21 protein-coding genes and 1 tRNA gene are annotated in these 23,597 nt (G+C 64.9%); 8 read left to right on the top strand and 14 right to left on the bottom strand.

What is annotated here, in order from left to right; all coding sequences use genetic code 11:
• Positions 1–18 precede the first annotated feature (18 nt).
• The 3 genes from M8J71_RS18730 to arfA all read right to left on the bottom strand — a co-directional run bounded on the left by M8J71_RS18730 (position 19) and on the right by arfA (position 3,300).
• Positions 19–1,023 (bottom strand): LacI family DNA-binding transcriptional regulator, encoded by a 1,005-nt coding sequence (locus tag M8J71_RS18730; RefSeq protein WP_256249315.1) that lies wholly within the window; start codon positions 1,021–1,023, stop codon positions 19–21.
• Between the two features lie 102 nt (positions 1,024–1,125).
• Entirely contained in the window at positions 1,126–1,716 is a 591-nt protein-coding gene (locus M8J71_RS18725) for an HhH-GPD-type base excision DNA repair protein (protein WP_256249314.1), read from the bottom strand.
• A gap of 93 nt (positions 1,717–1,809) precedes the next feature.
• Positions 1,810–3,300, bottom strand: a complete 1,491-nt coding sequence (gene arfA / locus M8J71_RS18720; protein ID WP_256249616.1) for an arabinosylfuranosidase ArfA — start codon at positions 3,298–3,300, stop codon at positions 1,810–1,812.
• A gap of 667 nt (positions 3,301–3,967) precedes the next feature.
• Here arfA and M8J71_RS18715 point away from each other — a divergent pair.
• The gene (locus tag M8J71_RS18715; protein ID WP_256249312.1) at positions 3,968–4,693 is read left to right on the top strand and encodes an ANTAR domain-containing protein; all 726 of its coding nucleotides are present in this window, start codon (positions 3,968–3,970) and stop codon (positions 4,691–4,693) included.
• 94 nt (positions 4,694–4,787) lie between these two features.
• Here M8J71_RS18715 and araA read toward each other — a convergent pair whose 3' ends face one another.
• The 3 genes from araA to araB are packed head-to-tail and all read right to left on the bottom strand — an operon-like array spanning position 4,788 to position 8,792.
• Complete coding sequence (gene araA / locus M8J71_RS18710; protein WP_256249309.1) at positions 4,788–6,308, bottom strand: L-arabinose isomerase; 1,521 nt, start codon at positions 6,306–6,308, stop codon at positions 4,788–4,790.
• 49 nt (positions 6,309–6,357) lie between these two features.
• Positions 6,358–7,047, bottom strand: coding sequence for an L-ribulose-5-phosphate 4-epimerase (locus M8J71_RS18705; RefSeq protein WP_256249308.1), 690 nt, complete (start codon positions 7,045–7,047; stop codon positions 6,358–6,360).
• The gene (gene araB, locus M8J71_RS18700) at positions 7,044–8,792 is read right to left on the bottom strand and encodes a ribulokinase (protein ID WP_256249307.1); all 1,749 of its coding nucleotides are present in this window, start codon (positions 8,790–8,792) and stop codon (positions 7,044–7,046) included. The genes M8J71_RS18705 and araB overlap by 4 nt, the downstream gene beginning before the upstream one ends.
• 188 nt (positions 8,793–8,980) lie before the next feature.
• Here araB and M8J71_RS18695 point away from each other — a divergent pair, with 188 nt between their 5' ends.
• Positions 8,981–9,460 (top strand): hypothetical protein, encoded by a 480-nt coding sequence (locus tag M8J71_RS18695; RefSeq protein WP_256249306.1) that lies wholly within the window; start codon positions 8,981–8,983, stop codon positions 9,458–9,460.
• A gap of 76 nt (positions 9,461–9,536) precedes the next feature.
• Here M8J71_RS18695 and M8J71_RS18690 read toward each other — a convergent pair whose 3' ends face one another.
• From M8J71_RS18690 to M8J71_RS18680, 3 genes are all read right to left on the bottom strand, one after another.
• Positions 9,537–10,553 carry a LacI family DNA-binding transcriptional regulator gene (locus M8J71_RS18690; RefSeq protein WP_256249305.1) on the bottom strand — a complete coding sequence of 339 codons (1,017 nt, stop codon included), beginning with the start codon at positions 10,551–10,553 and terminating at the stop codon, positions 9,537–9,539.
• Positions 10,554–10,690: 137 nt separating this feature from the next.
• A complete protein-coding gene (locus M8J71_RS18685) occupies positions 10,691–11,722 on the bottom strand; it encodes a hypothetical protein (protein ID WP_256249304.1) in 1,032 nt (343 codons plus the stop codon).
• Between the two features lie 1,544 nt (positions 11,723–13,266).
• Positions 13,267–13,638: a hypothetical protein gene (locus M8J71_RS18680; RefSeq protein WP_256249303.1), complete on the bottom strand. Its 372-nt coding sequence runs from the start codon at positions 13,636–13,638 to the stop codon at positions 13,267–13,269.
• A gap of 42 nt (positions 13,639–13,680) precedes the next feature.
• On the opposite strand from M8J71_RS18680, the gene M8J71_RS18675 reads away from it, so the two are divergent.
• Positions 13,681–14,352 (top strand): hypothetical protein, encoded by a 672-nt coding sequence (locus M8J71_RS18675; RefSeq protein WP_256249301.1) that lies wholly within the window; start codon positions 13,681–13,683, stop codon positions 14,350–14,352.
• Positions 14,353–14,538: 186 nt separating this feature from the next.
• On the opposite strand, the gene M8J71_RS18670 is transcribed toward M8J71_RS18675, so the two are convergent.
• Positions 14,539–14,611 (bottom strand) — tRNA-Lys (locus M8J71_RS18670).
• 189 nt (positions 14,612–14,800) lie between these two features.
• Here M8J71_RS18670 and M8J71_RS18665 point away from each other — a divergent pair.
• The 4 genes from M8J71_RS18665 to M8J71_RS18650 all read left to right on the top strand — a co-directional run bounded on the left by M8J71_RS18665 (position 14,801) and on the right by M8J71_RS18650 (position 18,046).
• The gene (locus tag M8J71_RS18665; RefSeq protein WP_163161414.1) at positions 14,801–15,460 is read left to right on the top strand and encodes a hypothetical protein; all 660 of its coding nucleotides are present in this window, start codon (positions 14,801–14,803) and stop codon (positions 15,458–15,460) included.
• 296 nt (positions 15,461–15,756) lie between these two features.
• On the top strand, positions 15,757–16,374 hold the full coding sequence (locus M8J71_RS18660; protein ID WP_256249300.1) for a nuclease PIN: 618 nt from the start codon (positions 15,757–15,759) through the stop codon (positions 16,372–16,374).
• 1 nt (position 16,375) lies between these two features.
• Positions 16,376–17,389, top strand: coding sequence for an inorganic phosphate transporter (locus M8J71_RS18655; RefSeq protein WP_256249299.1), 1,014 nt, complete (start codon positions 16,376–16,378; stop codon positions 17,387–17,389).
• A 249-nt stretch (positions 17,390–17,638) separates the two neighbouring features.
• Positions 17,639–18,046 (top strand): hypothetical protein, encoded by a 408-nt coding sequence (locus tag M8J71_RS18650; protein WP_256249298.1) that lies wholly within the window; start codon positions 17,639–17,641, stop codon positions 18,044–18,046.
• Positions 18,047–18,081: 35 nt separating this feature from the next.
• Here the strand turns inward: M8J71_RS18650 and pstB are convergent, their stop codons facing one another.
• The 4 genes from pstB to pstS all read right to left on the bottom strand — a co-directional run bounded on the left by pstB (position 18,082) and on the right by pstS (position 22,205).
• The gene (pstB, locus tag M8J71_RS18645; RefSeq protein ID WP_163161406.1) at positions 18,082–18,861 is read right to left on the bottom strand and encodes a phosphate ABC transporter ATP-binding protein PstB; all 780 of its coding nucleotides are present in this window, start codon (positions 18,859–18,861) and stop codon (positions 18,082–18,084) included.
• Positions 18,862–18,932: 71 nt separating this feature from the next.
• Positions 18,933–20,045, bottom strand: coding sequence for a phosphate ABC transporter permease PstA (gene pstA, locus M8J71_RS18640; protein WP_256249297.1), 1,113 nt, complete (start codon positions 20,043–20,045; stop codon positions 18,933–18,935).
• Positions 20,046–20,978 (bottom strand): phosphate ABC transporter permease subunit PstC, encoded by a 933-nt coding sequence (gene pstC / locus M8J71_RS18635; RefSeq protein WP_256249296.1) that lies wholly within the window; start codon positions 20,976–20,978, stop codon positions 20,046–20,048.
• Positions 20,979–21,086: 108 nt separating this feature from the next.
• Positions 21,087–22,205, bottom strand: coding sequence for a phosphate ABC transporter substrate-binding protein PstS (pstS, locus tag M8J71_RS18630; protein ID WP_256249295.1), 1,119 nt, complete (start codon positions 22,203–22,205; stop codon positions 21,087–21,089).
• A gap of 232 nt (positions 22,206–22,437) precedes the next feature.
• On the opposite strand from pstS, the gene M8J71_RS18625 reads away from it, so the two are divergent.
• Positions 22,438–23,565 (top strand): FUSC family protein, encoded by a 1,128-nt coding sequence (locus M8J71_RS18625; RefSeq protein ID WP_163161398.1) that lies wholly within the window; start codon positions 22,438–22,440, stop codon positions 23,563–23,565.
• The last annotated feature ends 32 nt before the right edge of the window (positions 23,566–23,597 follow it).

Genomic DNA, 23,597 nt, shown 5'->3' with positions numbered 1-23,597 from the left:
AGGCCGGCCGGGCGAAACCTAGGGCGCGGATTCCCGGACCTTCAGCTGGAACCCCGCCTCCACATGCACACCCTGGCCGGCCGTCTCCTGCCCCTCGATCCGGTCGAGCAGCAGGGCGATGGAGCGCTGGGCGATTTCCTCCATCCCCGGGGAGACGGTGGTGAGGGACGGCGACGCAAAGCGGGCCTCGTCGATGTCGTCAAAGCCTGCCACGGCCACGTCGTCCGGCACCTGGACGCCGCGGATCAGCAGTTCATGCAAGGCTCCCAGCGCGAGAACGTCGTTGAGGCCAAACACGGCGTCAAACTCCACGCCCTTCTCCATAAGCCCGGCGACGGCAGCCGCGCCGTTGTCCCGGCGCCACTCGCACGGTGCGATCAGTACCGGATCGAACGGGACCCCGGCCTGCTCCAGCGCCTTCCGGTAGCCGTTGAGGCGCAGGCCGGGACTCCCCGTGGACTCCTCCGGGCGGGCACCGACCACAGCGATCCGGCGGCGGCCGGCCGCCAGGAGGTGGGCGGTCAGGGCAGCGGCGGCTTCCTCGTTCTTCATGGTGACGAGGTCGAACCGGGGATCCAGGATGTGTTCGCCCAGCATCACCAGGGGTTTCTTGCCCAGGCGGGCTGCGATGGCATCGGCGTCGATCATCAGCGGTGTGAACAGCAGGCCGTCGGTCAGCTGCCGGAACGGGCCCTGCAGGGCGTTCAGTTCCACTTCCGCCACGGCGTCCGACTGCTCCACGAGTACCCGGTAGCCCCGCTGTGATGCGGCCTTCATCAGCCGGGAGGCCAGTTCCGCGTAGTAGGGCGCGGAGAGGTCGGACAGGACCAGGCCCAGCATGCGTGTCTTGCCGGAGCGGAGGCTGCGGGCCGTCAGGTTGGCTTCATACCCCAGTTCGGCGATGGCGTCCTGGACCCGCTGCTTGGTGGCGGGACGGATGAACTCGTAGTCGTTCAGGACATTGGACACCGTTTTCAGCGAGACACCCGCCGCCCTTGCTACGTCGTTCATGGTGACCGCCATTATGGCTCCTTCTTGTGGTTCCGCTGTTCCTGGCATACATCGTTGCAGACCATGCCATCCGTAGGGGAACCGGCCTGGTGCAAAGGGCGCCAGGGCAGCCCGTCAGTCCTTGGCTTTTGCTGCCTTCGCCGCGGCTTTGGCGGCCTGCTTGCTGGCCCGCACTTTGGTGAGCGACTCCGGATCCACGATGTCGGCAACCGACAGGTAGGCCCCTTCCTCGCCATAGTGTCCGGCCGCTTCGCGCCAGCCCGGCGCCTGGAGACCCCGCTGTTTGCCGAGGAGTGCCAGGAAGATCTTGGCTTTCTGCTCGCCGAATCCGGGCAGGGCCTTCAGCCGGCGCAGCACCTCCTGGCCGTCGGGGTCGCCCTTGGTCCAGATTGCGGTGGCATCGCCCTCCCACTCGTTCTGCACGGTTTCGGCGAGCGCCTGCACGCGTGCGGCCATCGAACCCGGAAAACGGTGGACGGCGGGCCGTTCCTTGAACATCTCGACGAAGGCCTGCGGGTCCTGGGAGGCGATGGCCTCCGGCTTCATGGACCCGATCCTGCTCTTGATTTTCTCGGGCCCGGCGAACGCAGATTCCATGGTCACCTGCTGGTCCAGCAGCATGCCCGTCAGCAGTGCGAAGGCGTCCTCGCTCAACAACTTGTCCGCGGCGGGATCGCCCGTGATGTGCAGTTCCATGCCGTCCATCCTCCCAGAGGTTGGCAGGTGCGTCAGCCGGGCGCCGGAAACACTGCTTCCACGCCCGGCGGGCGTCCCCCTCCCCCGGAGTTTTCCCTCGGATCAGCCGCCCACGGCCAGCCGGATCATGGACCAGGACACGGCCGGCAGCTCAGCGGTGAGCCGGCCGCCGTCGGCCTTCACGGAGACGTTCTCCGCAGGCAGGACGGACGTCGAATCATCAGCGGTAGCCTGCCAGTACGGGTCCTTGTTGGCGTACGTGACTGCCTCCACAACGCGCACGTTGCCCAGCCCGGACACCACGGCATCCAGTCCCAGCGCGTCCGTGGCGGAGCGGTTGACGGCAAACACCACGGCCTCGCCCTTCCCGGCGTCGTAGGTTGCGACGGCAGACACCGCGGCAAAGTCCGTCGTCTTGCCGCCGCTGACCAGCGGGGACTCGACGGCGAGCTGCAGCACTGTCCCTGAGGCGTGCCGGGAGGTGAGCGCGAACGGGTGGAAGGTGGTCTGCTTCCACGCGCGGCCGCCTGGCTCGGTCATGATGGGGGCGATCACGTTGACCAGCTGGGCGAGGCTGGCGGAGTGGACGCGGTCGGTGTTCTTGAGCAGGGTGACCAGGAGGTCGCCAACGACGACGGCGTCCGCCACCGTGTAGGTGTCCTCGAGCAGGACGGGGGCCACCGGCCAGTCCTTGCCCGTCGGAGCCCGGGACTCGTCCCGGCTCATGTGCCACACGTTCCACTCGTCGAACGAAATGTTCACCTGCCTGGCCGACTTCTTCACCGACTTCACGTGGTCGATGTGGCTGACAATGTCGTGGATGAAGGCTTCCATCCGGTGGCCCGCGGAAAGGTGCTCCTGCAGGTCGCCAAAGTCCTCGAAGTACTGGTGGGCCGAGATCAGGTCCACCAGCTCGTAGGTCTCGGAGAGCACAACGCGCTCCCATTCGCCAAAGGTGCTCATGGTGGGGCCGGAGCTGCCGCAGGCCACGAGTTCCAGGTCAGGCTCGATCATCCGCATGCCGCGCGCGGTGTCGGCAGCGAGCCGGCCGTACTCCTGGGCATTTTTGTGCCCGATCTGCCAGGGTCCGTCCATCTCGTTGCCGAGGCACCACATCTTGATGCCGTAGCCGTTTTCTGCACCGTTGGCCCTGCGCTGGTCCGAAAAGGCCGTGCCGCCCTCGATGTTGCAGTACTCCAGCAGGTCCAGCGCTTCCTGCGTGCCGCGGGTGCCGAGGTTCACCGCCATCATGGTTTCGACGCCGGCCTTGGCCGACCATTTGGCGAACTCGTCCACACCCACCAGGTTGGGGTCCGTGGAGTGCCAGGCGAGGTCAAGGCGGACCGGCCGCTTGTCCGCGGGGCCAACGCCGTCCTCCCAGCGGTAGCCGGAAACAAAGTTGCCGCCCGGATAGCGGACCGTGGACACCCCCAGTTCCCGGGTCAGCTCCAGCACGTCCCCGCGGAACCCGTCCTCGTCCGCAGTGCGGTGCTCCGGCTCGAAGATGCCGGTGTAGACGCAGCGTCCCAGGTGCTCCACAAAGGCACCAAAAGTGCGGCGGCGGACGGGTCCCACCACAAAGGCGGGGTCCATGGTGATCTTTGCTGCGGCCGGTCCTGCCTGGCTGGGCGCGGTGGGGCCGGCCGGTTCTGTTGCTGCCACGAAAACGTCCTCGTTCCTGGGTTCTGCTCGATTTTTACAACGTTATAGAAAATATTGTTGGGGGTTGCCCGTCAGTAGTCAAGCCCGGGGGCGCAGCCTGCCCCGGCGATGTTTTCCAGGAGCAAAGGCCGGGAAAGGGCCACCCACCTGCGAGGACACCGAAAACCAGGCAGCGCAGGCCAAAAACCAAGTAATACCTAATCTCAAAGACAAGTACCGGTTACGCGTTCTCCCCGGGCGGCTACGGAACTAGGTTTTTCACAGAGACAAGCCATCTTCCGGCTCGCGGTACTTGACTCACGAGGGGGTGTGAGACGTAATGCATGCGAGATACGCAAGCTCCAACTTCCCGGTCCGAAGGACTCGGGCATTAAGCGGGGCCGGCGACGAGGAGGCCTTTGAGACCAAGGCCTCTCCCCCAGCCGTCGCCGGCCCTCTCTTTTCCGCGCCAGGTTCAGGCCACCACCGCCAGGGGGTTGCCGCGCCGGCGCACGGCTCACACGGGAATCCATCGGGCCATCCCGCACCGGCACGGCAGGGCCAGCCGTGGACAGCGGCTTCCTCACCCCCGAAGCCGGATGGAATCCTGCTGGACCTGATGACCGGCGCGGAGACGCTGCACGACTCCCTTGAGCTGCTGGCCGCGGCGTCCGCGCGCGCCGTCGTCCGCACCGCGGACGTGGTCATCGAATGCGCTGTAGTGGTGCGCCAGCCCAAGAGAACTCCGGCCATCACCGGTACGACGCCGGACGTCATCCGGCTGTTGGAGTGGGAGCAGCACGAGGGTGAAGGGCCGGTCAGCGAGGTTCTGTCCGGCGGCCATCCCGTGGCCGTGCTGCAAAGAAGCGGCGATTTCCGTTGGCCGCGTTATTGCAACCAGCTGCAGCTGGCCCGCCTGGGCAGCGTCCTCGGCGTACGGCTCGCTGTGGACCAGGGCGTCGGGGAGGCGCGGAATGATGGCACACCGGTCCGCCCGACCAGCGCAGCCTTGGCGTTCTTCGCCCAGGATTCCAAGGCATTCCCCCTGCAGGTGATTTCAGAGGCCCGTTCCTTCGCCGGCCTTGCGGCCAAGAGCCTGCAGATGGCCCTCGACCTGCACACCGCGAGGTCCACCGCGTCGGACCTGCGTCTGGCATTGGACAGCCGCACGTCCATCAACGTTGCCTGCGGCGTGATCATGGCCCAGAACGGATGTTCGTACCACGAGGCCTTCTCGATCCTGGCCAAGGCATCAAGCCATCGGAACATCAAGGTCCGCAGGGTGGCAGAGGACATCCTTGAGCGGCTGCCCGAGGGCCCTCCGCGCGCCCACTTCGGCCACTAGGAAGCCTGACTGAAGGCCTGCAGGAAAGGCAGAGCCCCAAAACCGGACGCAGCCCCGGAAGACATGTTCCGGGGCTGCTGTCTGGCCAGGCGGCTTAGATCCCGCCGGCTAGTTTGTAGTAGGCCGCGTTCCAGTTCAGGTCTTTCTTGAACTGCCGGATGGTGGTGTCCTCGTCGATGGTGAGCAGTTCGGTTTTGGCGATTTCCGCGAAGTCCTCGAAGACATCCATCCCCACCTGCGTGGACAGTACAGTGTGGTGGGCTGCGCCCGCGGTGAGCCAGGCTGCCGCGGAGGTGGCGAAGTCAGGCTTTGGCTGCCACAGGGCGCGGGCCACGGGAAGGTTGGGCAGGGGCTGGTCCAGGGGAACCACATCGACGGCGTTCGCCACCAGGCGGAACCTGTCCCGCATGTCGGACAGGGCGACGACGACCCCCGGGGAGGCATCGGCGTCGAACACCAGGCGCACGGGGTCTTCCTTGCCGCCGATGCCCAGCGGATGGATTTCCAGGCGCGGTTTCGCAGCCGTCAGGGAGGGGCAGACCTCCAGCATGTGGGCGCCGAGGATCTTCTCGGCTCCAGGTTCCAGGTGGTACGTGTAATCCTCCATCAGCGACGCCCCGCCGGGCAGGTCACCGCCCATCACCTTGGCCGCGCGGACCAGGATGGCGGTCTTCCAGTCTCCCTCGGCGCCAAAGCCGTAGCCGGCGGCCATCAGCCGCTGCACGGCCAGGCCGGGGAGCTGGCGGAGTGCGCCGAGGTCCTCGAAGGAGGTGGTGAACGCCGCGGAGCCGTTGGCTTCGAGGAAGCTGCGGAGGCCCAGCTCAATCCTCGCCCCGTAACGGAGGGAGTCGTGCCGTGCGGCCCCGGCGCGCAGCTCGGGGACCACGTCGTAAAGGTCCTCGTACTCGGCAACCAGGGCGTCGACGTCGGCCTCCGTGGCACCGTGCACAGCGTCGGCGAGCTCGTTGACGGACCAGGTGTTGACGGCGACACCGAAGCGGAGCTCCGCCTCGGTTTTGTCGCCTTCGGTGACGGCGACGTTTCGCATGTTGTCCCCGAAGCGGGTCAGCTTCAGGGTGCGGACGGCGGCCCAGCCGGCCGCGGCGCGCTGCCACGAGCCCACCTGGCGGGCCACCTCGGGGTTGGAGACGTGCCCCACCACGGTCTTGCGGGCGATGCCCAGGCGGGACTGGATGTAGCCGAACTCGCGGTCGCCGTGCGCGGCCTGGTTCAGGTTCATAAAGTCGAAGTCGATGTCCGCCCACGGCAGGTCCCGGTTGGCCTGGGTGTGCAGGTGCAGCAGGGGCTTACGGAGCAGGTCAAGGCCCTGGATCCACATCTTTGCCGGCGAAAACGTGTGCATCCAGGCGGTGACGCCGATGACGGAATCGTCCGAATTGGCCTCAAGCGCAGTCCGGCGGATAGCGTCAGAGTCGGTCAGGACCGGCTTCCAGACGATCCGCACAGGCACCGAGGAGGACGCGTTCAGCTGGTTGGCAATTTCCTGGGACTGGGCGGCCACCTGCTTCAGGACGTCCTCGCCGTAGAGGTGCTGGCTGCCGGTGAGGAACCAGACCTCGTAACCGTCAAGGGAAGTGTTTGCTGCGGTGCTCATGGTTCTCCTCTGGGAGTAAGTCTTTGGTTATCCGAAAAAGGGCCGGCGGTTACTGCCCGTAAACGTTCTGGTAGCGGGCGTAGAGCGAGTCGATGTGGCCTTGGTCGATGGGGAGGGGCTCGCCCAGCTGGCGTGCGATGTGCACCGTTCGGGCCACTTCCTCGCACATCACGGCCGCCTTAACAGCGGACTTCGCGTCCTTGCCGATGGTGAACGGCCCGTGGTTCTGCATGAGCACGGCCGGGGAATTGGAGTTCTTCAGCGTCTCCACGATCCCGTGGCCTATCGAATCGTCGCCGATCAGTGCGAACGGCCCTACCGGGATGGATCCGCCGAATTCGTCGCTCATCATGGTGAGCACACAGGGAATGGCCTCCCCGCGGGCCGCCCACGCGGTGGCATACGTGGAGTGCGTGTGCACTACCCCGCCCACCTCCGGCATGTGCCGGTAGACGTAGGCATGCGCCGCAGTGTCCGACGACGGCGACAGCGGCGGATTGCCCCACGTACCTCTTGCATCCCCCTCCACGGGCACCCCGTAGAGATCCGTGACCACCATCTGCTCGGGAGTGAGGTCTTGGTAGGAAACACCCGAGGGCTTGATGACCATCAGCTCCTGGCCAGGGACCCTGGCCGAGACGTTGCCCGCCGTCCACACCACCAGCTCGTAGCGCGTCAGCTCTGCGTGCAGGGCACACACTTCCTCCCGGACGCGGGAGATTGTGTCCAGGATGCTCATGCGGACACCCCCACGGCAGCCTCGGAAGCAACCGCAGCGGGAGCCGGAAGCGAACCTGCTGCCCTGCGCTGGATGGCCTTGAGCCGGTGCATCACATCGTTGCTGCCGCGGCCGAAGTAGTCGTGCAAGGTTTTGTACTCCTGGAAAAGTTCCTCGTAGGCGGCCACGTTCTCCGGAATGGGCGTGTACACCTCGCCCGGCTGGGAGCCCATAGCGGCGGCCGCTTCACGGATATTCGAGTACTTTCCGGCAGCGACGGCGGCATGGATGGCGGAGCCAAGGGCGGGGCCTTGGGTGGAGCCGATGGTGGATAGCTGCAGATTGGTGGCGTCCGCGTAGATCTGCATCAGGAGCGGGTTCTTGAGCAGGCCGCCGGCAACGATGAACTCCTTCACCGGAACGCCGGAGTCGCGGAACGCGTCCACAATGGTCCTGGTGCCAAAGGCGGTGGCTTCCAGCAGTGCACGGTAGGTGTCCTCCGGGCGGGTGGCCAGGGTCTGCCCCACCACGATGCCGGAGAGCTCATGATCCACCAGCACGGAACGGTTGCCCGAGTGCCAGTCGAGGGCGATGAGGCCATGCGCGCCGATGGCCTGGCGGGAGGCCAGTTCGGTGAGGTATTCGTGGATGCCCACGCCGGCCGCTTCGGCTGCCTGATGGTATTCCGGCGGCACGCCGTACTTGGTGAACCAGGCGAAGATGTCTCCGACGCCGGACTGGCCGGCTTCGTAGCCCCACAGTCCGTCCACGATGCCGCCGTCCACTACACCGCACATGCCGGGCACCTCGCGCAGTTCGGTCCCGCTCATAACGTGGCAGGTGGAGGTGCCCATGATGGCCACCAGCTGGCCCGGGTCCACTGCCCTGGCAGCAGGAGCGGTGACGTGGGCGTCCACGTTGCCCACGGCCACGGCGATGCCTTCGGGCAGCCCGGTCCAGGAAGCAGCTTCAGCGGTGAGGTAGCCGGCGGCCTCGCCCAGGCGGCCGATGGTGTGCTCAAGCTTGCTGCTGACGAAGTCCTTGAACTGGGGGTTCAGGGCTGCAAGGAAGTCCTCAGACGGGTAACGGCCGTCCTGGTAAATACCCTTGTAACCGGCAGTACAGGCGTTCCGGACATACCGGCCGCACAGCTGCCAGACGATCCAGTCAGCAGCTTCAACCCAGTGGTCCATCGCCGCATAGGCCTCCGGGTCCTCCTCCAGGAGCTGCAGGCCTTTGGCGAACTCCCATTCCGAAGAGATCAACCCGCCGTAGCGCGGCAGCCACTCCTCACCCCGTTCCGCCGCGAGCCGGTTGATCCTGTCAGCCTGGCCCTGCGCCGCGTGGTGGCGCCAAAGCTTCACATAGGCATGGGGCCGGTTTCCGAATCCCGGGAGCTCGTTCAGCGGGGTGCCGTCCGCCTCGACCGGCACCATGGTGCAGGCGGTAAAGTCCGTGGCAATTCCGACGACGGCGGCGGGGTCGATCCCTGCCTCAGCAACAGCGGCGGGAACCGCGATGCGCAGGACGTCGCGGTAGTCGTTCGGCACCTGCAGCGCCCATTCGCCGGGAAGCCGTGCACCTGTTTTACCGGAGAGGTCCGCGACGTCTGCCGGAAGGGCACCCGTGACCACCGCATGCGGGTACTCAAACACGCCGCTGCCGAGCTCCTTGCCGTCCCGGACCCGGACCACCACGGCCCGGCCGGAGAGCGTTCCATAGTCCACACCGATGACGTAGCTGTCCGTGTCCACTTTGACGTCCATAGAAAGTTCCTCCAATAGCTGCCGCAGCTCCGCGACCCTTCGATTGTGAGCGCTAACAAGCGTGCTGTCAATACCGGCGTCGGGCCTTTCATACTTTGCCGGAGCCAGGACGGCGATCGCGAAAGTGTGGGACGCTGCCCAATGGGGTAAGGACAGGATGAACCGCGACCCAACCGGAAAGGAGCTCCGTGGACGACCCGAAACCAAAAGTCCGCGCTGGCTCCGGCGTGTGGCTGGCGGGCCCCATCTCCACCGGCCTCGGACTGGCAGCCCATCTGGCGGCCGGAGGGCCCGCCCCCGGCCTGCTCATCCTCCTGGCGCTCGCCGCGCTGCTTGGCATGGCCGCCGCGATCCTGGGGCGCTTCCCGATGCCGGCTTGGGTGTTGCTGCTCTTTTGCGGAGTGGCCCAGCAATTGCTTCATCTCGGGTTCACGGGTTTTTCCGGCGGCTCCGGAAGTGGACTGTCCGTCCACGGCCACGGCGGAATTATCCAGGACGTGCCGCCGGCCGGCGAAGTGGCTGCGCCGGCCGGCCATTCACTCCACCTGATGCTCCATCTGCACATGGCCGCGGCCCTGGCAGCGTACGCGGCCATCAGTTACTGGCCCCGGCTTGCCGCCTGGTCCCGCCGCAGCTCCACGGACCGCCAAAGTTCCCGCGCAGCTTAGTCCCGGGCGCCTAAGAATAATGACGGGTATCGCTTCAGGCTGGGGCGTCGCGTCAGGCCACGGCGACGCAACCGCGCTAATGCCTCGGTGCTGCTGCGCTGTCCCGGCGCACCAGCTTCGGAGTGACCACTGTGGAGCTGACGGCGGCGCCCGCCTCAATCTCCTTCAGCATGGTGTCCATGCAACGCCGGCCTAGCTCCTCAAAGTCCTGCCGCACCGTGGTGAGCGGCGGGGTGAAGTAGCTGGCCTCCGGCTGGTCGTCGAACCCCACCACGGAGACGTCGTCGGGCACCCGGACCCCAGCCTCGTTGAAGGCACGCAACACGCCGAGGGCCATCTGGTCATTGCCCACAAACACGGCGGTTGCCCTTCGTTCCGCCGCCAGCTGCCGCCCGATCGCGTAGCCGCTCCCCGCGCTCCAGTCGCCTTCAAACAACAGGTCGTCCTGGAGGCCGGCGTGCTGCAGCGCTGCTCGCCATCCCTCGGTGCGCAAGGCCCCGTCGATCCAGTCCGCCGGCCCGGCAACGTGGCCGATCCTGCTGTGCCCCAGCTCGATGAGATGCCCGACGGCGAGCTCAGCCCCGAGCTTCTGGTCCACCATCGCTCCGCTGACTGCCGCGTTGCCCAGCGAACCGACAGCCATCACGGGCACACCGGGGTTGAACTCCTCCAGGATCCGCAAGGTTTCGGTGTGCGGCAACAGGACGGCGATCCCGTCCACCGCCTGGTCCAGAAAGTGCCGCAGCGCGTCGAAAATTGCATCCCTGCTTACGGAACGCAACGCGGCGATGCTGACGAAGTAGCCGGCATCCCTGGCTGCCTGTTCCACGCCCAGCATGGTGTTGGCCGGGCCGTACTGGGAAAGCTCACTGCCCAGCACACCGATGGTCTGCGAGCGCCTCGTCACCAGGCTTCGCGCCGCGGTGTTGCGCCGGTAGCCCAGCTCCGCGATGGCCGCCTCAACCTTTTCGCGGGTCGTTTTGCTGACGTTGGGATGGCCGTTGACCACCCTGGAAACGGTCTGGTGGGAGACGCCGGCTAGTTCGGCAACGTCCTCAAGGCGCGGCAGCCGCCCGGTGCTGCTTTTTGTCATGTCCCCATTGTGCCGGTTGCCACCACCCCGAGATCCCGCGGTGGCCTGGAGGGGGCCGCCGGGGATTGTCCCGTTCTTCGCTCAAAGGGTGAGCCCGGCAAGGCCCGAACCCACCACCCACAGATGGGTGGCAGAAGCTATCCGATGCCGTTGCCGACTTCAAATGGCACGATCAGAACGCCCGAGGTGGTGGAGTTGCGGCCGTACTGGTCGTTGCAATCGGCGCGCAGGAACAGCGTGTGTTTGCCATTTGCCAGCTGCGTGGTGTCGATACTGATCGGGCCGTCGTACTCCCCGGCCGCCTGACGAACTATTTTACCGGGTTCGTTGTTGTGGAAATCCGGGTCGATGCGGACTTCATGGGCCGTGACGCGCGGGTCGCCCGCATCGCCGTGCCAAACCATCTTGACGGCGGGTGACCATATGCCGCTGATGGGAGTATTTGGAACCGGAACGGTCACGAGATCGGCTTCACAATAGCCGCCCGCAGCCAGATCGCGCCCGGGGGCTGAATACCACCCCTTACCGCGCAGGTAAGGATCACGGGAGACGTCGCTAATGGCGCGGGTAGGCGACAAGTCAACGTAATACTGGAAGTTGAGGTTCGCTATCATACGGGCTGGGGCTGTCGTGCCGCCCGCGGCAGTGTCATCGACGTCAGAGAAGAAGCGCAGGCGCGTTTCTTTGAGACCGTCGGTGGAGAATACGGATGGGTTGACAGTAACCTGGCCCCAGCGGGTGCAGGTACCTGGGGTGGGACACGTCCAGCCGGTTTGGAAAAGCTTGGACTGCACCTTCTCGATGGACTTATCTTTCATGACCACCGACACATATGGCGCAGAGGTACTGCCGGTATAGACCTTTTGGCGGCCAGGATCGTGCAACACCATCCGAATATCAAGCGTAAATGGTCCGGTCATGGTTTCGCGTTCTGGAATACAAGCACCAACGTGGATATGACCATGGTTGGTACCGGCCGGACTCGCACCCTCGGTGGGCAACCACCAGGATTGGGCATCCACGAAGTGGCGCTTTTCGGGATAACCGGCACAGGTGAGGGGGTCAGGGGCGGCCAAGGCCGGCGGGGCGGCGAGTGCTGTGCCAGCCATCAGGAGTAGGGCTAATACGATGCGCGCGAGTCGCTGGACATACATCGGTGTTATCTGCATAACTGGCTCCGTTCGAAAATTTTCCAGTGGCGGTCCCTGCCCAGCTAGGGTCCTTGGTTCTCATGCCATCCGACTCAAAGGGCAGACAAGCCGGTACGCCGAGGCTATGACGTCCCGTGGACTGCGCCTGTGACAGCCAGGGGCACGTCCCTTTGACGGACACAACAGGAGCGGCATTTCCCGATCCGCATGCATGTTCATGTTCCCCGTTGCTCCCCGCCAGCGCGGAACTATTGGAACCGCCATCGGACGATTGGAGAGGTCAAGAGCCAGTCCAGTTTTTCGGTATTTCCGTTGCAGACTGTCTGGCCTGTCAGGGGAACCCGGTCCAGCGCCATGGACATGAGTTGATTCTCCTCGACACACCGTGGACGGCTTCGGTTATATGCCGTCCGGTTTGTCAGCACCTGTTCGGTTATGAGAATTTCGCAACTGCTGCTGTGCCGGGATCACTTTCAATCACTGTCAGGGCGACAAGGTTCGCCCTTTTCAGCTCCTTTCTTGCGGTACGGATCCGGGATGTTAGGGGTGGCGTTGCCCGGTTAGCACTGTGCGCGACCGGGCAGCCAGGAGGGCCGCGTAGGGCGGGTCTGCCACGGGCCCGCGGGCATGTGAATCGCCCAGCACAGCAGAGTGTGCCTTTAGGCCCGTATCACCCGGCATTGCTCGGCGTTGCAAAGGCAGGTATCGCTGCAGTCATGAGGAGAGCAGCCACGGAAAGGAACATCGTAGCGAACGTGCGGACACGTGCGTGGCGGGTTGTTCGTGGCGATTCATGGGGACAATGTACGTCTTCACAGCCTGGAGTGGAAGGGGGCGATCCTACCCATAAAACCCCCACTCCAGGGTCACCGCTGAAGGCCCAAGCGCCCACATGGCCTGAGGCAGCCACCTTCAACGTGGATCCGCAAAGTGCGTTAGCAAAGCATTGAATGCTGCAGGTAAGTGCACGCCACAGAAATGAGTACTTACTACTGCTTTTTTCTCCCCCCGCAGGCACTAGTCTGCGGGGTACGGCAAAGCTATGGCTCTTGATTTGCTGGGCCAGCGGTGTCCCTAGGAGCGCTGGCGGGGCGCTCCCGGGAGTTGGAGTGTGTACTGGCCAATGTCATATCAATGCAATGAAGCAAATGGTGAGGCGGTTGTGTATCTTTACCCGGCTCCCAAGTTCGATGCCGGCCTGGCGCTTATGAGCGACCCCCGCTGCTTGCCCCACGGGGCCGCGTTCTTGCTTTCTAACTACTGTGTGATGGCCAGGGGGTTAGCTCGTGCGCCCAGCGGCTAAAGTACTCTCTCTGGGTGGCAACACGATCTGGTTGACCGCAGCCCGTGTGGTGCCCATGGTCACGGGCCTTCTATTTTGGGCCCTCGCTGCAATTCTTTTGGCCCCGGCTGAGCTCGGCTTAGCTACCGCGGTCGTCGCGGCGGCGCTGCTGACAGTTCAGATAGGGATGCTGGGTGTTGGCCCGGCCACACTGACGCTCCTGCCCGCGGAGACCGATGGGCGTCGGCTGATAACCACAAGCCTGCTCACTGTAGGGCTCTCATCCCTCATAGTCGCGACGGGGCTGCTCATAACAACGCGTGCCCTCGGCCCTGGGGTCGGCCAAGCCTGGGATGACCCAACAGCAGCGGCGGCGTTTCTGGCTGCCGCTTTTTTCGCCACCACGGCTTACCAGCTTGACCATATCCATACTGCTCAATGCCAAGCCCACTTGGCATTGATGCGCAGCTTGCTCCAGAGTCTCGTCCAGTTGGCCGTTCTGGCTGCTTGCCTTGCCGGCGGATACCGCAGTCTCAACACCGTTGTCGGCGCGGTCGCCGCTGGAGCCGCAGCCAGCGTACTTCTTGGACTGCTGCAGGTATACCGTGCTGGAATTGGTCCCGGGGGCAAAAACGTCCTGCGGTTTCGGCAAATCCTGAATCTACTCCGTCCCGCCCTCCGGAATTATCCCCTCATGCTGGCCGACCGCGCGCCCGGCTACGTGTTGCCCCTCATCATCGCCGCTACACTCAGCGCCTCGGCCACTGCGGCCTGGTACGTCGTCTGGATGCTGGCAACAGCAGTCTTTTTCGTTCAACAGTCCGCCGGCTATTCCCTGCAAACTAAGCTCGCGGCCCCCGGCCATCATCCGGGACTGGTTGTACGGGCGCTTCGAATCAGCCTCCTCCTCACCCTTGCAGCAGGGGGCGTCCTGATTGGAGCAAGTCCCTTTATCTTACAAATGCTCGGCTCTCAGTACGCCCCACACTGGGTTCTACTTCCGTTACTGGTCCCGGCACTGGTCCTGAGTTGTGTGACGCAGATTTACTACGGCGTTTGCCGCGCCCGGGCGCTGCAGGCGGAAGCGACCGCTGTTGCGTGCGTGGCGGCAACCGTTGCAGTAGTGCCTGCCGCAGCCGCTGCCCATCTCTACGGGCTACCAGGGGTGTCGGTGCTGTGGCTGGCGGCCCAGTTTGTAGCAGCACTCGTTGCTGCTTGGCGCCTGCGGGATACTTATGCCCGTACCGGCACTCACCCCGCATCAGCGCGCCGCCGGGCATCCCGGCGTCTGCAAGCGGCCCGTCGTCATTATGGACGCGCGGTTAAAAGGCCTCAAATCAGCGCCAATGTGGCGGCAGATCCTTGACCTGACGGACAGCTTGAAGCTCTTGCCCACGCGAAGGCTGCTCCCTGCGCGACTACAAAGTCAACACCTGGTTCAATGCGCACCCGAAGCGGAATTTTAGGCGAGGCAACAAAGCAGTGTTCCCGGGCCTATTGGCCCTGAAAACGCAAGCAGGTCAGAGGCTAATGCCTCTGACCTGCTAAAGGGTGGGCCCTGTGGGGCTCGAACCCACGACCCACGGATTAAAAGTCCGATGCTCTACCAACTGAGCTAAAGGCCCCCGCCGGGTTGCTTCGGCACACTGTACCGGCCGACCCGGCCCAGTCCATTTCTGGACGTTAATACTCTAACCCATGGTCACGGCACCATTCGCACGCACGCCGGGTCCCGCCGTCGGAGATTCTGTTGCGTCCACCGGCATTGTCCGGATGCTCGATTTCCCGCAGGGCACAGGAGTAGCGTGGGGGGCATGAGCGAGCAAACAGGTCCCAGCCATTACGGCGGCGCCAACCGGCACCACAAGCCGAAGCCTTTCGCGCCCGTGGACTTCGAACCCTTCGCCGGCGGCGCCGATCCCGCCCGCGTGTCCGAAGCCGCCCACCTCGCTGCCCAGGCGCTGGTCCGCCACGGCCGGGACAGCGATGATCCCGTAGTGACCGACCGGCTGGTCAAGCTTGCGGACGAGCAGGGCCTGGAGGCCATCGCGGAGATGTGGGCCGAGAGCCCCGCCCGCTCCCTTCCCGGCGCGCTGTGGCGGTTGTACGCCCTGCGGGCGGCTACGGTCCAGGACCCGGAGCGCATTTCGGTGTACTTCCGCGCGGGCAAGGACACTGCACAGGTCTCCAACGTGGTGGCCGGAGCCGCTGAGCCTCCCGGTGCGGACGAGATGAAAGCGATGGCTGATGCCATCCTTTCCGGCGCGTTCGACGGCGAGTTCGACGTCGCGCTGGAACGTTCCGCCGCGTTCTGCCGGGTTGTGGCGCTGGGCCAGGCGACTCTCGCCGACGGTGCCGAACACGGCAACGAGGCGCACGCCAGCAAACTGACCCGCAATTCACACCAGCTGGTTAAAACCGCCGAGGACCTTGAGCACGCCGCCAACGCGTGGCGCCTGGGCGAACTCGACTGACCCAAGACCCCGGATCTGTCAATGTTGACTTGGGCCAACCAACGTAGAACACTGAAACTGGTGCCGAGCCGCGAAACCCCCGGGCTTCAACATTCAGCCGCCTAGAGCGGCCTACCGCCGAGAGGCGTATCCGGTTCGGCACCATTTTTCTGCCCAAATGCTGTTGCCCGCTTTCGTGTTTGCCCATTTCAGGGGTGCCGTTCGGGGCCGGTAGAGTTAGCGTCAGTTGCGCGCCGGGGTCAAGTCACACGGCAGGCAACTCCCGCCCTGTACTTTTCCCGGAGACCGGTAACTACGTGAAGCTGCGCCTTTTTCCCCAGGAGCCCGCCGGGCTGAACCTCTTATCCCAGATGGCGCAGCAAATCGTGCTGGCCAGTGCCACCCTGGCTGAGATCCTTGGCGTCCCCGCCGATGAGCACGGCAAGCTCGTGGAGGATATGCACAACCACGAAGCCAGGTCCGCCGAGCTGCACTTCGCCCTCCTGACCCACATGCGCACCAGCTTCGTGAACCCGCTCCCCCGCGAAGACATGTACGCCCTGTCCCGCTACCTCAATGAGGCCATCGAGAAGCTGGATGCCGCGGCGGAGCTGGTGGCGCTCTACCGGCTGGAAAGGCTGCCCAAACGGGCTGCGGACCAGCTGGAGGTCATCAGCCGGCAGGCCGAGCTCACGGTGGACGCCATGCGCCGGCTCGACAACCTCGATGACCTTGAGGACTACTGGATCGAAATCCTGCGGCTGGCCAAACGTGCTGAACGGACGCACCGGGTCTGGGTGGCGGACATGATCAGGGACATGAAGTGGGCCCAGTACTCGCGCAACCGTGACGTTGCCAACCAGCTGGTGGAAGTCACCAAGGACATGCGGCGCATCGCCACCCAGGTAGGCAGCATCATCGTCAAGGAATCCTGACGTGACCGCAGTCATCTTCGGCGCGGTGGTTGTCCTGACGGCCGTGTTCGCCTTCGTCAACGGCTTCCGCGACGTCTCCACCTCTGTTGCCCTTGCCGTGCGCACCCGGGCCCTGACGCCCAGCGTGGCCGTTCTGCTGGCCGCCTTCTTCAACTTCCTGGGCGCCCTGCTGAGCGCGCTCCTTGCCGTCGCCGTCAGCCAAACCTGGATCAACCTTCCCGGCGGTACGGACGGCCTCAACATACTGCTCGCCGGTTTGGGCAGCGCCGTTGCCTGGGGCATCCTGCTGTGGTGGCGGGGCATTCCGGCCTCTTCCACGCACGCTTTGGTGGGCGGCCTTGCCGGTGCCGGGCTCGCCAGCCTTGCAGTGGGCGGCGCCGGTGTGGGTGGGGTGGACCGCTCCCTGCTGTTGCAGGTTGTCCTGCCACTGGTGCTGTCGCCGCTGGTTGCCTACAGCGGGTCCTTCCTGCTGGTTTACCCGGCCACGTGGGCTGCCCGCTACACGCAGCCCAGTGTGGTGAACCAGCGGTTCCGCCGAAGCCAGTCCATTGCCGCCGGGGCGGTGGCGTTCGGCCACGGCCTGCAGGACGGCCAGCGGATTAACGCGGTGCTGCTCCTCGCCCTGCTGGCAGCCGGATATTCGGACGGCGGGACCGTCCCCGTATGGGTGGCGCTGCTTTCTGCGGTCATGATTACCGCCGGCACGATGTACGGGGGCTGGCGGATCTCACACACCATCGGCTACAAGATCACCCGTGTTGATCCGCTGCGCGGCTCGGTGGCACAGATCTTCAGTGCCGTCATGCTGTTTGTGGGCGCAATCGGGCTGCAGTGGTCCCTCTCCACCACACACACCGTTACCTCGGCCGTGCTGGGCGCAGGCGAAAACCAGCATTTTTCGGTGACCAACCGAAAGCTCGTGATCCGCATCGTGGGCCTCTGGATCCTGACTCCTGCGGCAACGGCGGCCCTGGCATTTGTCCTGGCGTTGGCACTTTCGCCGGTGGCTGGGTAGGCGCTTTCTTGTCGTGGGGCTGCCCTCGGGAGCAACAGCGCCGCGGTGGCCGGGGCTTCCACCCTTCCGATAGCCTGTCCGCCCTGCTGACCTATACAGGCCGATCCATGTGACGTAAATTCGGAAGTACGCCTCCAACGCGCTGTTGCCGGGGGATGATATCCGCCGCCGGGTGCAGGGCCGCGGACGAACGCCGCTGCAGCATATCGGCGGAACTGGATGCACCTTGTGTGGAAAAGAGCAGGCATCGTGGCTAACTCGAATCCCCGGCACTCCCTGCCCCAGCCACGGCATATGGAATGCGAAGTCTGTGGAACGGAACATCACCTGACCATCCACGCCATCATGGCCATGGGTGGGGCCAACGGCGACCTGGTCACAGTTTCCTACACGTGCAATGACTGCCGGCGCTTCCACGAACACCTTGCGTACGCGGCAGAAGTGGCCGCTGCCCTGCACCAGGTGCGCTGGATGGCGAAAGTCATCATGTTCGGTGATGAATACATCCACTGCGGCTTTCCCATGGAGGAAGCCGAGTTCGAAATCGAGCGCCTTTGCTACCGCAGCAGTGCCGGCGGGGGCGCCCTCAGCTCCGTCTCACTTCCCACCAGGGTCCTGCGCTGCCGGTGCGGTTTCCAGCTGGAAGTGCCGGAGTAGCCGCACCCGCGCCGCGTGTCCGCCCGGTGCGGTATTTATCCGAAGCGGCCGGAAACGTAGTCCTCAGTTGCCTTCTGGGTGGGATTGCTGAAGATGGTGTGGGTATCACCGATCTCGATCAGTTTGCCCGGCTTGCCGGTGCCCGCGATGTTGAAGAAAGCCGTACGGTTTGAGACGCGGGCCGCCTGCTGCATGTTGTGGGTCACGATCACCACGGTGTACTGGTCCTTGAGCTCGTTGATGAGGTCCTCAATGGCCAGGGTGGAGATGGGGTCCAGGGCAGAGCATGGCTCGTCCATCAGGATCACCTGCGGTTCCACGGCAATGGCCCGCGCGATGCAGAGGCGCTGCTGCTGGCCGCCGGAGAGCCCTGAACCGGGCTTGTCCAGCCGGTCCTTGACCTCGTTCCACAGGTTTGCGCCCTTCAGCGAGCGTTCCACCAGGACGTCTGCCTCGCCCTTGGAGATCTTTTTGTTGTTCAGCTTGACGCCGGCCAGCACGTTGTCCCGGATGGACATCGTGGGGAACGGGTTTGGCCGCTGGAAGACCATGCCGATCTGCGAGCGGACCGTAACGGGGTCTACGCCGGGGCCGTACAGGTTGTCGCCGTCGAGCAGGACTTCGCCCTCAACGCGGGCGCCGGGAAGCACCTCGTGCATGCGGTTCAGGGTGCGCAGGAAGGTGGACTTTCCGCAGCCGGACGGACCAATGAACGCGGTGACGGACTTGGCCTCAATGTTGATGGTGACGTCCTCCACGGCAAGGAAATCGCCGTAGTACACGTTCAGGTCCTTGACGTCGATGCGCTTAGACATGGTGTTCCTTCACTAACTGGGTATGGATTGAAGTCTATGGTCCGGCCCAAAGGACCGGAAGGAGCTGGGCCTTAGCGGCCCGTCCTGGGGGCGAAGATCCTGGCGATCAGCCGGGCGCCCAGGTTCAGGACCATCACCAGGATGATCAGCACCAGGGCGGCGCCCCAGGCCCGCTGCGAGGACGGGTCCGGGTTGGCCGGCGACGTGGGGTTCAGGATCTGGGTGTAGATAAACGTGGGCAGTGAAGCCATCCAGCCACTGAACACGTTGGAGTTAATGCTGGTGGCGAAGCCGGCGGTGACCAGGATGGGCGCAGTCTCACCAATGACCCTGGCGATCGCCAGGGTCACGCCGGACGCGATGCCGGAGATCGCCGTCGGGATGACAACCTTGATGATGGTCCGCCACTTGCGCACGCCCAGCGCGTACGCCGCTTCGCGGAGTTCGTTGGGAACGATCTTGAGCATTTCCTCACTGGACCGCACCACCACGGGGATCATCAGCACGGAAAGCGCGACGGCGGCAACGGCGCCGGTCTTGGTACCGGGGCCGACCACGGCGAAGAAGAAAGCCGCGGAGAAGAGGCCGGCCACGATGGACGGGATGCCGGTCATCACGTCCACGAAGAAGGTGATGGCGCGTGCGAGCCGCCCGTCGTGGCCATACTCCACCAGGTAAATGGCGGTCAGCAGGCCCACCGGAACCGAGATGACGGTGGCCAGCAGGGTGATCTGCACCGTGCCCAGGAATGCGTGATAGATGCCGCCCAGGACGGGTGCGCCTTCTTCCACCGCCCTGTTGTCGTAAACGCCGGTTACCCCGTTCATGGAGGTGGTAAGGAATCCCGGGTTGATAAGTCCGGGAACACCGTTGGCCAGCACGGTCCAGATCACTGAGAAGAGCGGGAGCAGGGCCACCAGGAAGGATCCCACCACCAGGCAGGTAGCGAGCTTGTCCTTTGCCTTGCGGGTACCTTCAACGGCGGCGCTCCAGGACACCAGCCCGATGGCGAACAGGATCGCGGAGACGATGCCCCAGCCGAACGGGTTGAAGCCGATGAGGGCCAGGATCGCGGCGCCGGCAATCAGCGCGGCGGCGAGGACGGCATAGGGTGCGTACTTTGGCAGCTGGCCTTTGGTCAGCGCCGAGCGCTTGCTGCGGACGGGAGTAAGCGTGGAGGTCATTTAGTTGGCTCCCGAGAATTCTTTGTGCCGGGTGATGATCCAGCGCGCGATCATGTTCACGGCCAGGGTGATGATGAACAGGACCAGGCCGGCGGCGATCAGCGTGCTGACCTTGAGCCCGCTGGCCTCGGGGAAGTTCAGGGCGATCTCGGCTGCGATGGTCTGGTTGCCGGACTGGATCAGGCTGGCGGTCAGGGCGCCGGACGACAGCACGAGGGCTACGGCCATGGTCTCGCCGAGTGCGCGGCCCAGGCCCAGCATGATGGCGCTGATGATGCCGGGCCGCGCGAAGGGCAGGACTGACATCTTGATCATTTCCCAGCGGGTGGCGCCCAGGGCGAGTGCGGCTTCCTCGTGCAGTTTGGGGGTCTGGAGGAAGATCTCGCGGGACAGGGAGGTGATGATGGGCAGCACCATGACGGAGAGGACGATGCCGGCAGTGAGGATGGTCTTGCCGGTGGCCGAGGCCGGGCCCTGGAAGATGGGCAGCCACCCCATGTTTTCCGCCAGCCAGTTGTAGGCCGGGGAGATTTCCTTGGCCAGGAACGCTGCCCCCCAGGCGCCGTAGATGACGGACGGGATGGCAGCGAGCAGGTCCACGACGTACCCCAACCCGGACGCGAGGCCGCGCGGGGCGAAGTGCGAGATAAACAGTGCGACGCCGATGGCGACGGGTGTGGCGATGATCAATGCGATGACCGCGGCGATGAGCGTGCCGATGACGATGGGCCAGATGTAGGCGAAGAAGCCTTTACCGCCCTGGATGTCGGCGGCCGGTGCGGTCAGCGCCGGGATGGCTTGGACCACCAGGAAGAGTGCGACGCCGAAGAGGACGGCGAGAATGAGGCATCCGGCGGCCAAGGCGGCACCCGAAAAGATTTTGTCCCCGGCGCGGCCGGCGCCCTGGGTGCTGGTCAGGGAGGTGGCGGTCATTCGACGGCCCTTCGATCGAGGTGGTACTGAGGCTGGAAAGGTGGCTTCCAAAGCCAAGTTCCCCGCACTGCCTCTCGGCAGGCGGGGAACCCGGTTTCGGAGCAGTGATTAGGACTTGACCTTGATGGACTCGATGGCCGTGGTGGCCTTCTCGACCAGGGCCGGGGAGAGCGGGGCGGACTTCGCGGAATCCGCGGCGGCCTGCTGGCCTTCCTCGGAAACTACGTAGCTCTCGAAGGCCTTGACCAGGTCAACGGTTTCCTGCTTGTCGTAGGCGCTGCAGACCACGTGGTAGGAAACCAGGACCACCGGGTAGGCGCCGGATTCGGTGGTCTTGCGGTCCAGCTTGATGGCCACGTCATTGCTGGCGCGGCCCTCGACGGGGTTGCCTGCTTCCACGGCCTTGGCGGCAGCTTCTGCGGAAATCTTGACGAATTCCTCGCCCACCTTGATGGACGCGGTGCCGAGCTTGCCGCCCACTGCGGAGTCATCCGCGTAGGTCACGGCGCCGGGGGTGTCGGTGACGGTCTTGACCACACCGGAGGTGCCCTTGGCGTTCTCGCCCTGCAGGCTTGCAGGCCAGACACCGGAGGACGGGTCCGTCCAGACCTCAGGTGCCGCGGAGGCCAGGTAGTCGGTGAAGTTGGTGGTGGTGCCGGAATCGTCCGAGCGGTTCACCGGGGTGACCTTAAGGTCCGGCAGGGTGACGCCTTCGTTCAGGGCGGCGATGGCGGGATCGTTCCAGTTGGTGATTTCGCCGCGGAAGATCTTGGCAACCGTGGCTGCGTCCAGCTTCAGCTCGGTGACACCGGGAACATTGAAAGCCACGGCGATCGGTGAGATGTAGACGGGGATGTTGATGGCGCCGTCGGGACCGCACACGGCCTTCGAGCTCTCGAGCTCTTCGTCCTTCAGGTAAGCGTCCGAACCGGCGAACTGTGCCGAGCCGTCGATGATGGCCTTGCGGCCTGCGCCGGAGCCGTCCGGGGAGTACTGCACGGTGGCGCCCTGGTTTGCGGAAGCGAAACCGGCTTTCCAGGCGTCCATGGCTGCGCCGGTGGAGGATGCGCCGATACCGGTGAGCGTGCCGGTCACCTTGGTGCCGGAAGTCTGGGTGCCGGCGGGAGCGGTGCCCGTGGCGTTGTCTGAACCGCAGGAGGTGAGCGCGAGTGCGCCGGCTGCGAGAACAGCGATAGCCGCGTGGCGGCCGAAGCGGAGTGCCTTCACTAGATGTACCCCTTCCAGGGTTATTCAGGTGCGGGCAGGGACGGAGAACCCTGCAGCGCGATGCGTACGTTCTGTACTTTTATCGAAGGTATGGGCCGCAGGTAACGGGATGGGCTGTCCAAAGTGAACGGAACATTAACGACGGCGGGATAATGGCTTACAAGTGCCGGGTTCCCATTGCGCAGATCACATGTCCGGCCGTAGTGGACGTCCAGCAAATAGACTGGAACGCATGGCTTCGGCAGCAGGACTTTCAGCAGGCAGGCGGTTCCTGCGCGGCCGTATCCGCACCGGGCTCATCCGCAGCCGGAACTCGTTGGTTCCTGCAATCCAAATGACTGTCTGCGCCGTGGGTGCGTATGCTTTCGCCGAGTATGTGCTGGGGCACTCCGGGCCGTTGTTCGCCGCCACCTCATCCCTGATTGCGCTGGGCTTTTCCCGGGAACCGCGGCTGCGGCGGGTAGTGGAGGTGGGCCTGGGCTGCACCATCGGCATTGCCGTAGGTGATTTGCTCCTGCACTGGCTTGGCGGCGGGATCTGGCAGGCCGCCGTCGTCCTTCTTTTCTCCATCCTGCTGGCCCGCTTCCTGGACAGCGGCACTATTTTCACCACGCAACTTGGGCTGCAGTCGTTGCTGGTTGTGTTGCTGCCTGCGCCGGCCGGCGGACCGTTCACCCGAAGTATCGACGCCGTCGTCGGCGGCCTCTGCGCGCTGCTGGTGACCATCCTTATCCCCAAGGATCCGCGCCGGGAGCCGCGCAAGGATGTGCAGAAGCTGCTGCATGAACTGGCCGAGGTGCTGCGCGAGTGCGGGGACGCCCTGGTTAAGAGCGATTCCACCCAGGCCTGGCATGCCCTTATCCGGGGGCGGAATTGCCAGCCGCTGGTGGACGGCATGCGCCAGTCCCTCCGCGCGTCCGGGGAGGTTGCCACGCTGGCGCCCGCCTACAGGCGGCACCGGGAAGAGCTCGACCAGCTGAAACAATCGCTGGACTTCATTGACCTGGCGCTGAGGAACAGCAGGGTTTTCGCACGGCGGCTCACCAGCGCCATCAACCACGCGGCGCTTTCCGACGAGGCGACGGAAAACATCGCGGAGGTACTGCAGGAGACCGCTGCCGCGATTGATGAGCTTTCGCTGGGCCTGGCGGAAACGCACGACGGCGTCCGCCGCGCCCACCTGCGCACCGCCCGCCGGGACCTGAGCGAGATCGCCCTGCGCCTGCATCCGAAGCTGCTCGAGGTGCAGAGGCTGGAGGGGGAAACGGTGGTGATGCTGTACCGCCCGCTGATGGTTGACCTGCTGGAGGCTACCGGGATGGACGCGCGCGAAGCCCGCGATGTGCTGCCCGCGCTCTAGGTGCGGTGTTGCCGCAGCGCAGCCTTGTTGCC

The organism is Pseudarthrobacter sp. R1, from assembly GCF_024494415.1.
GTDB lineage: Bacteria > Actinomycetota > Actinomycetes > Actinomycetales > Micrococcaceae > Arthrobacter.
This window is presented reverse-complemented; position numbering and strand designations above follow the sequence as displayed.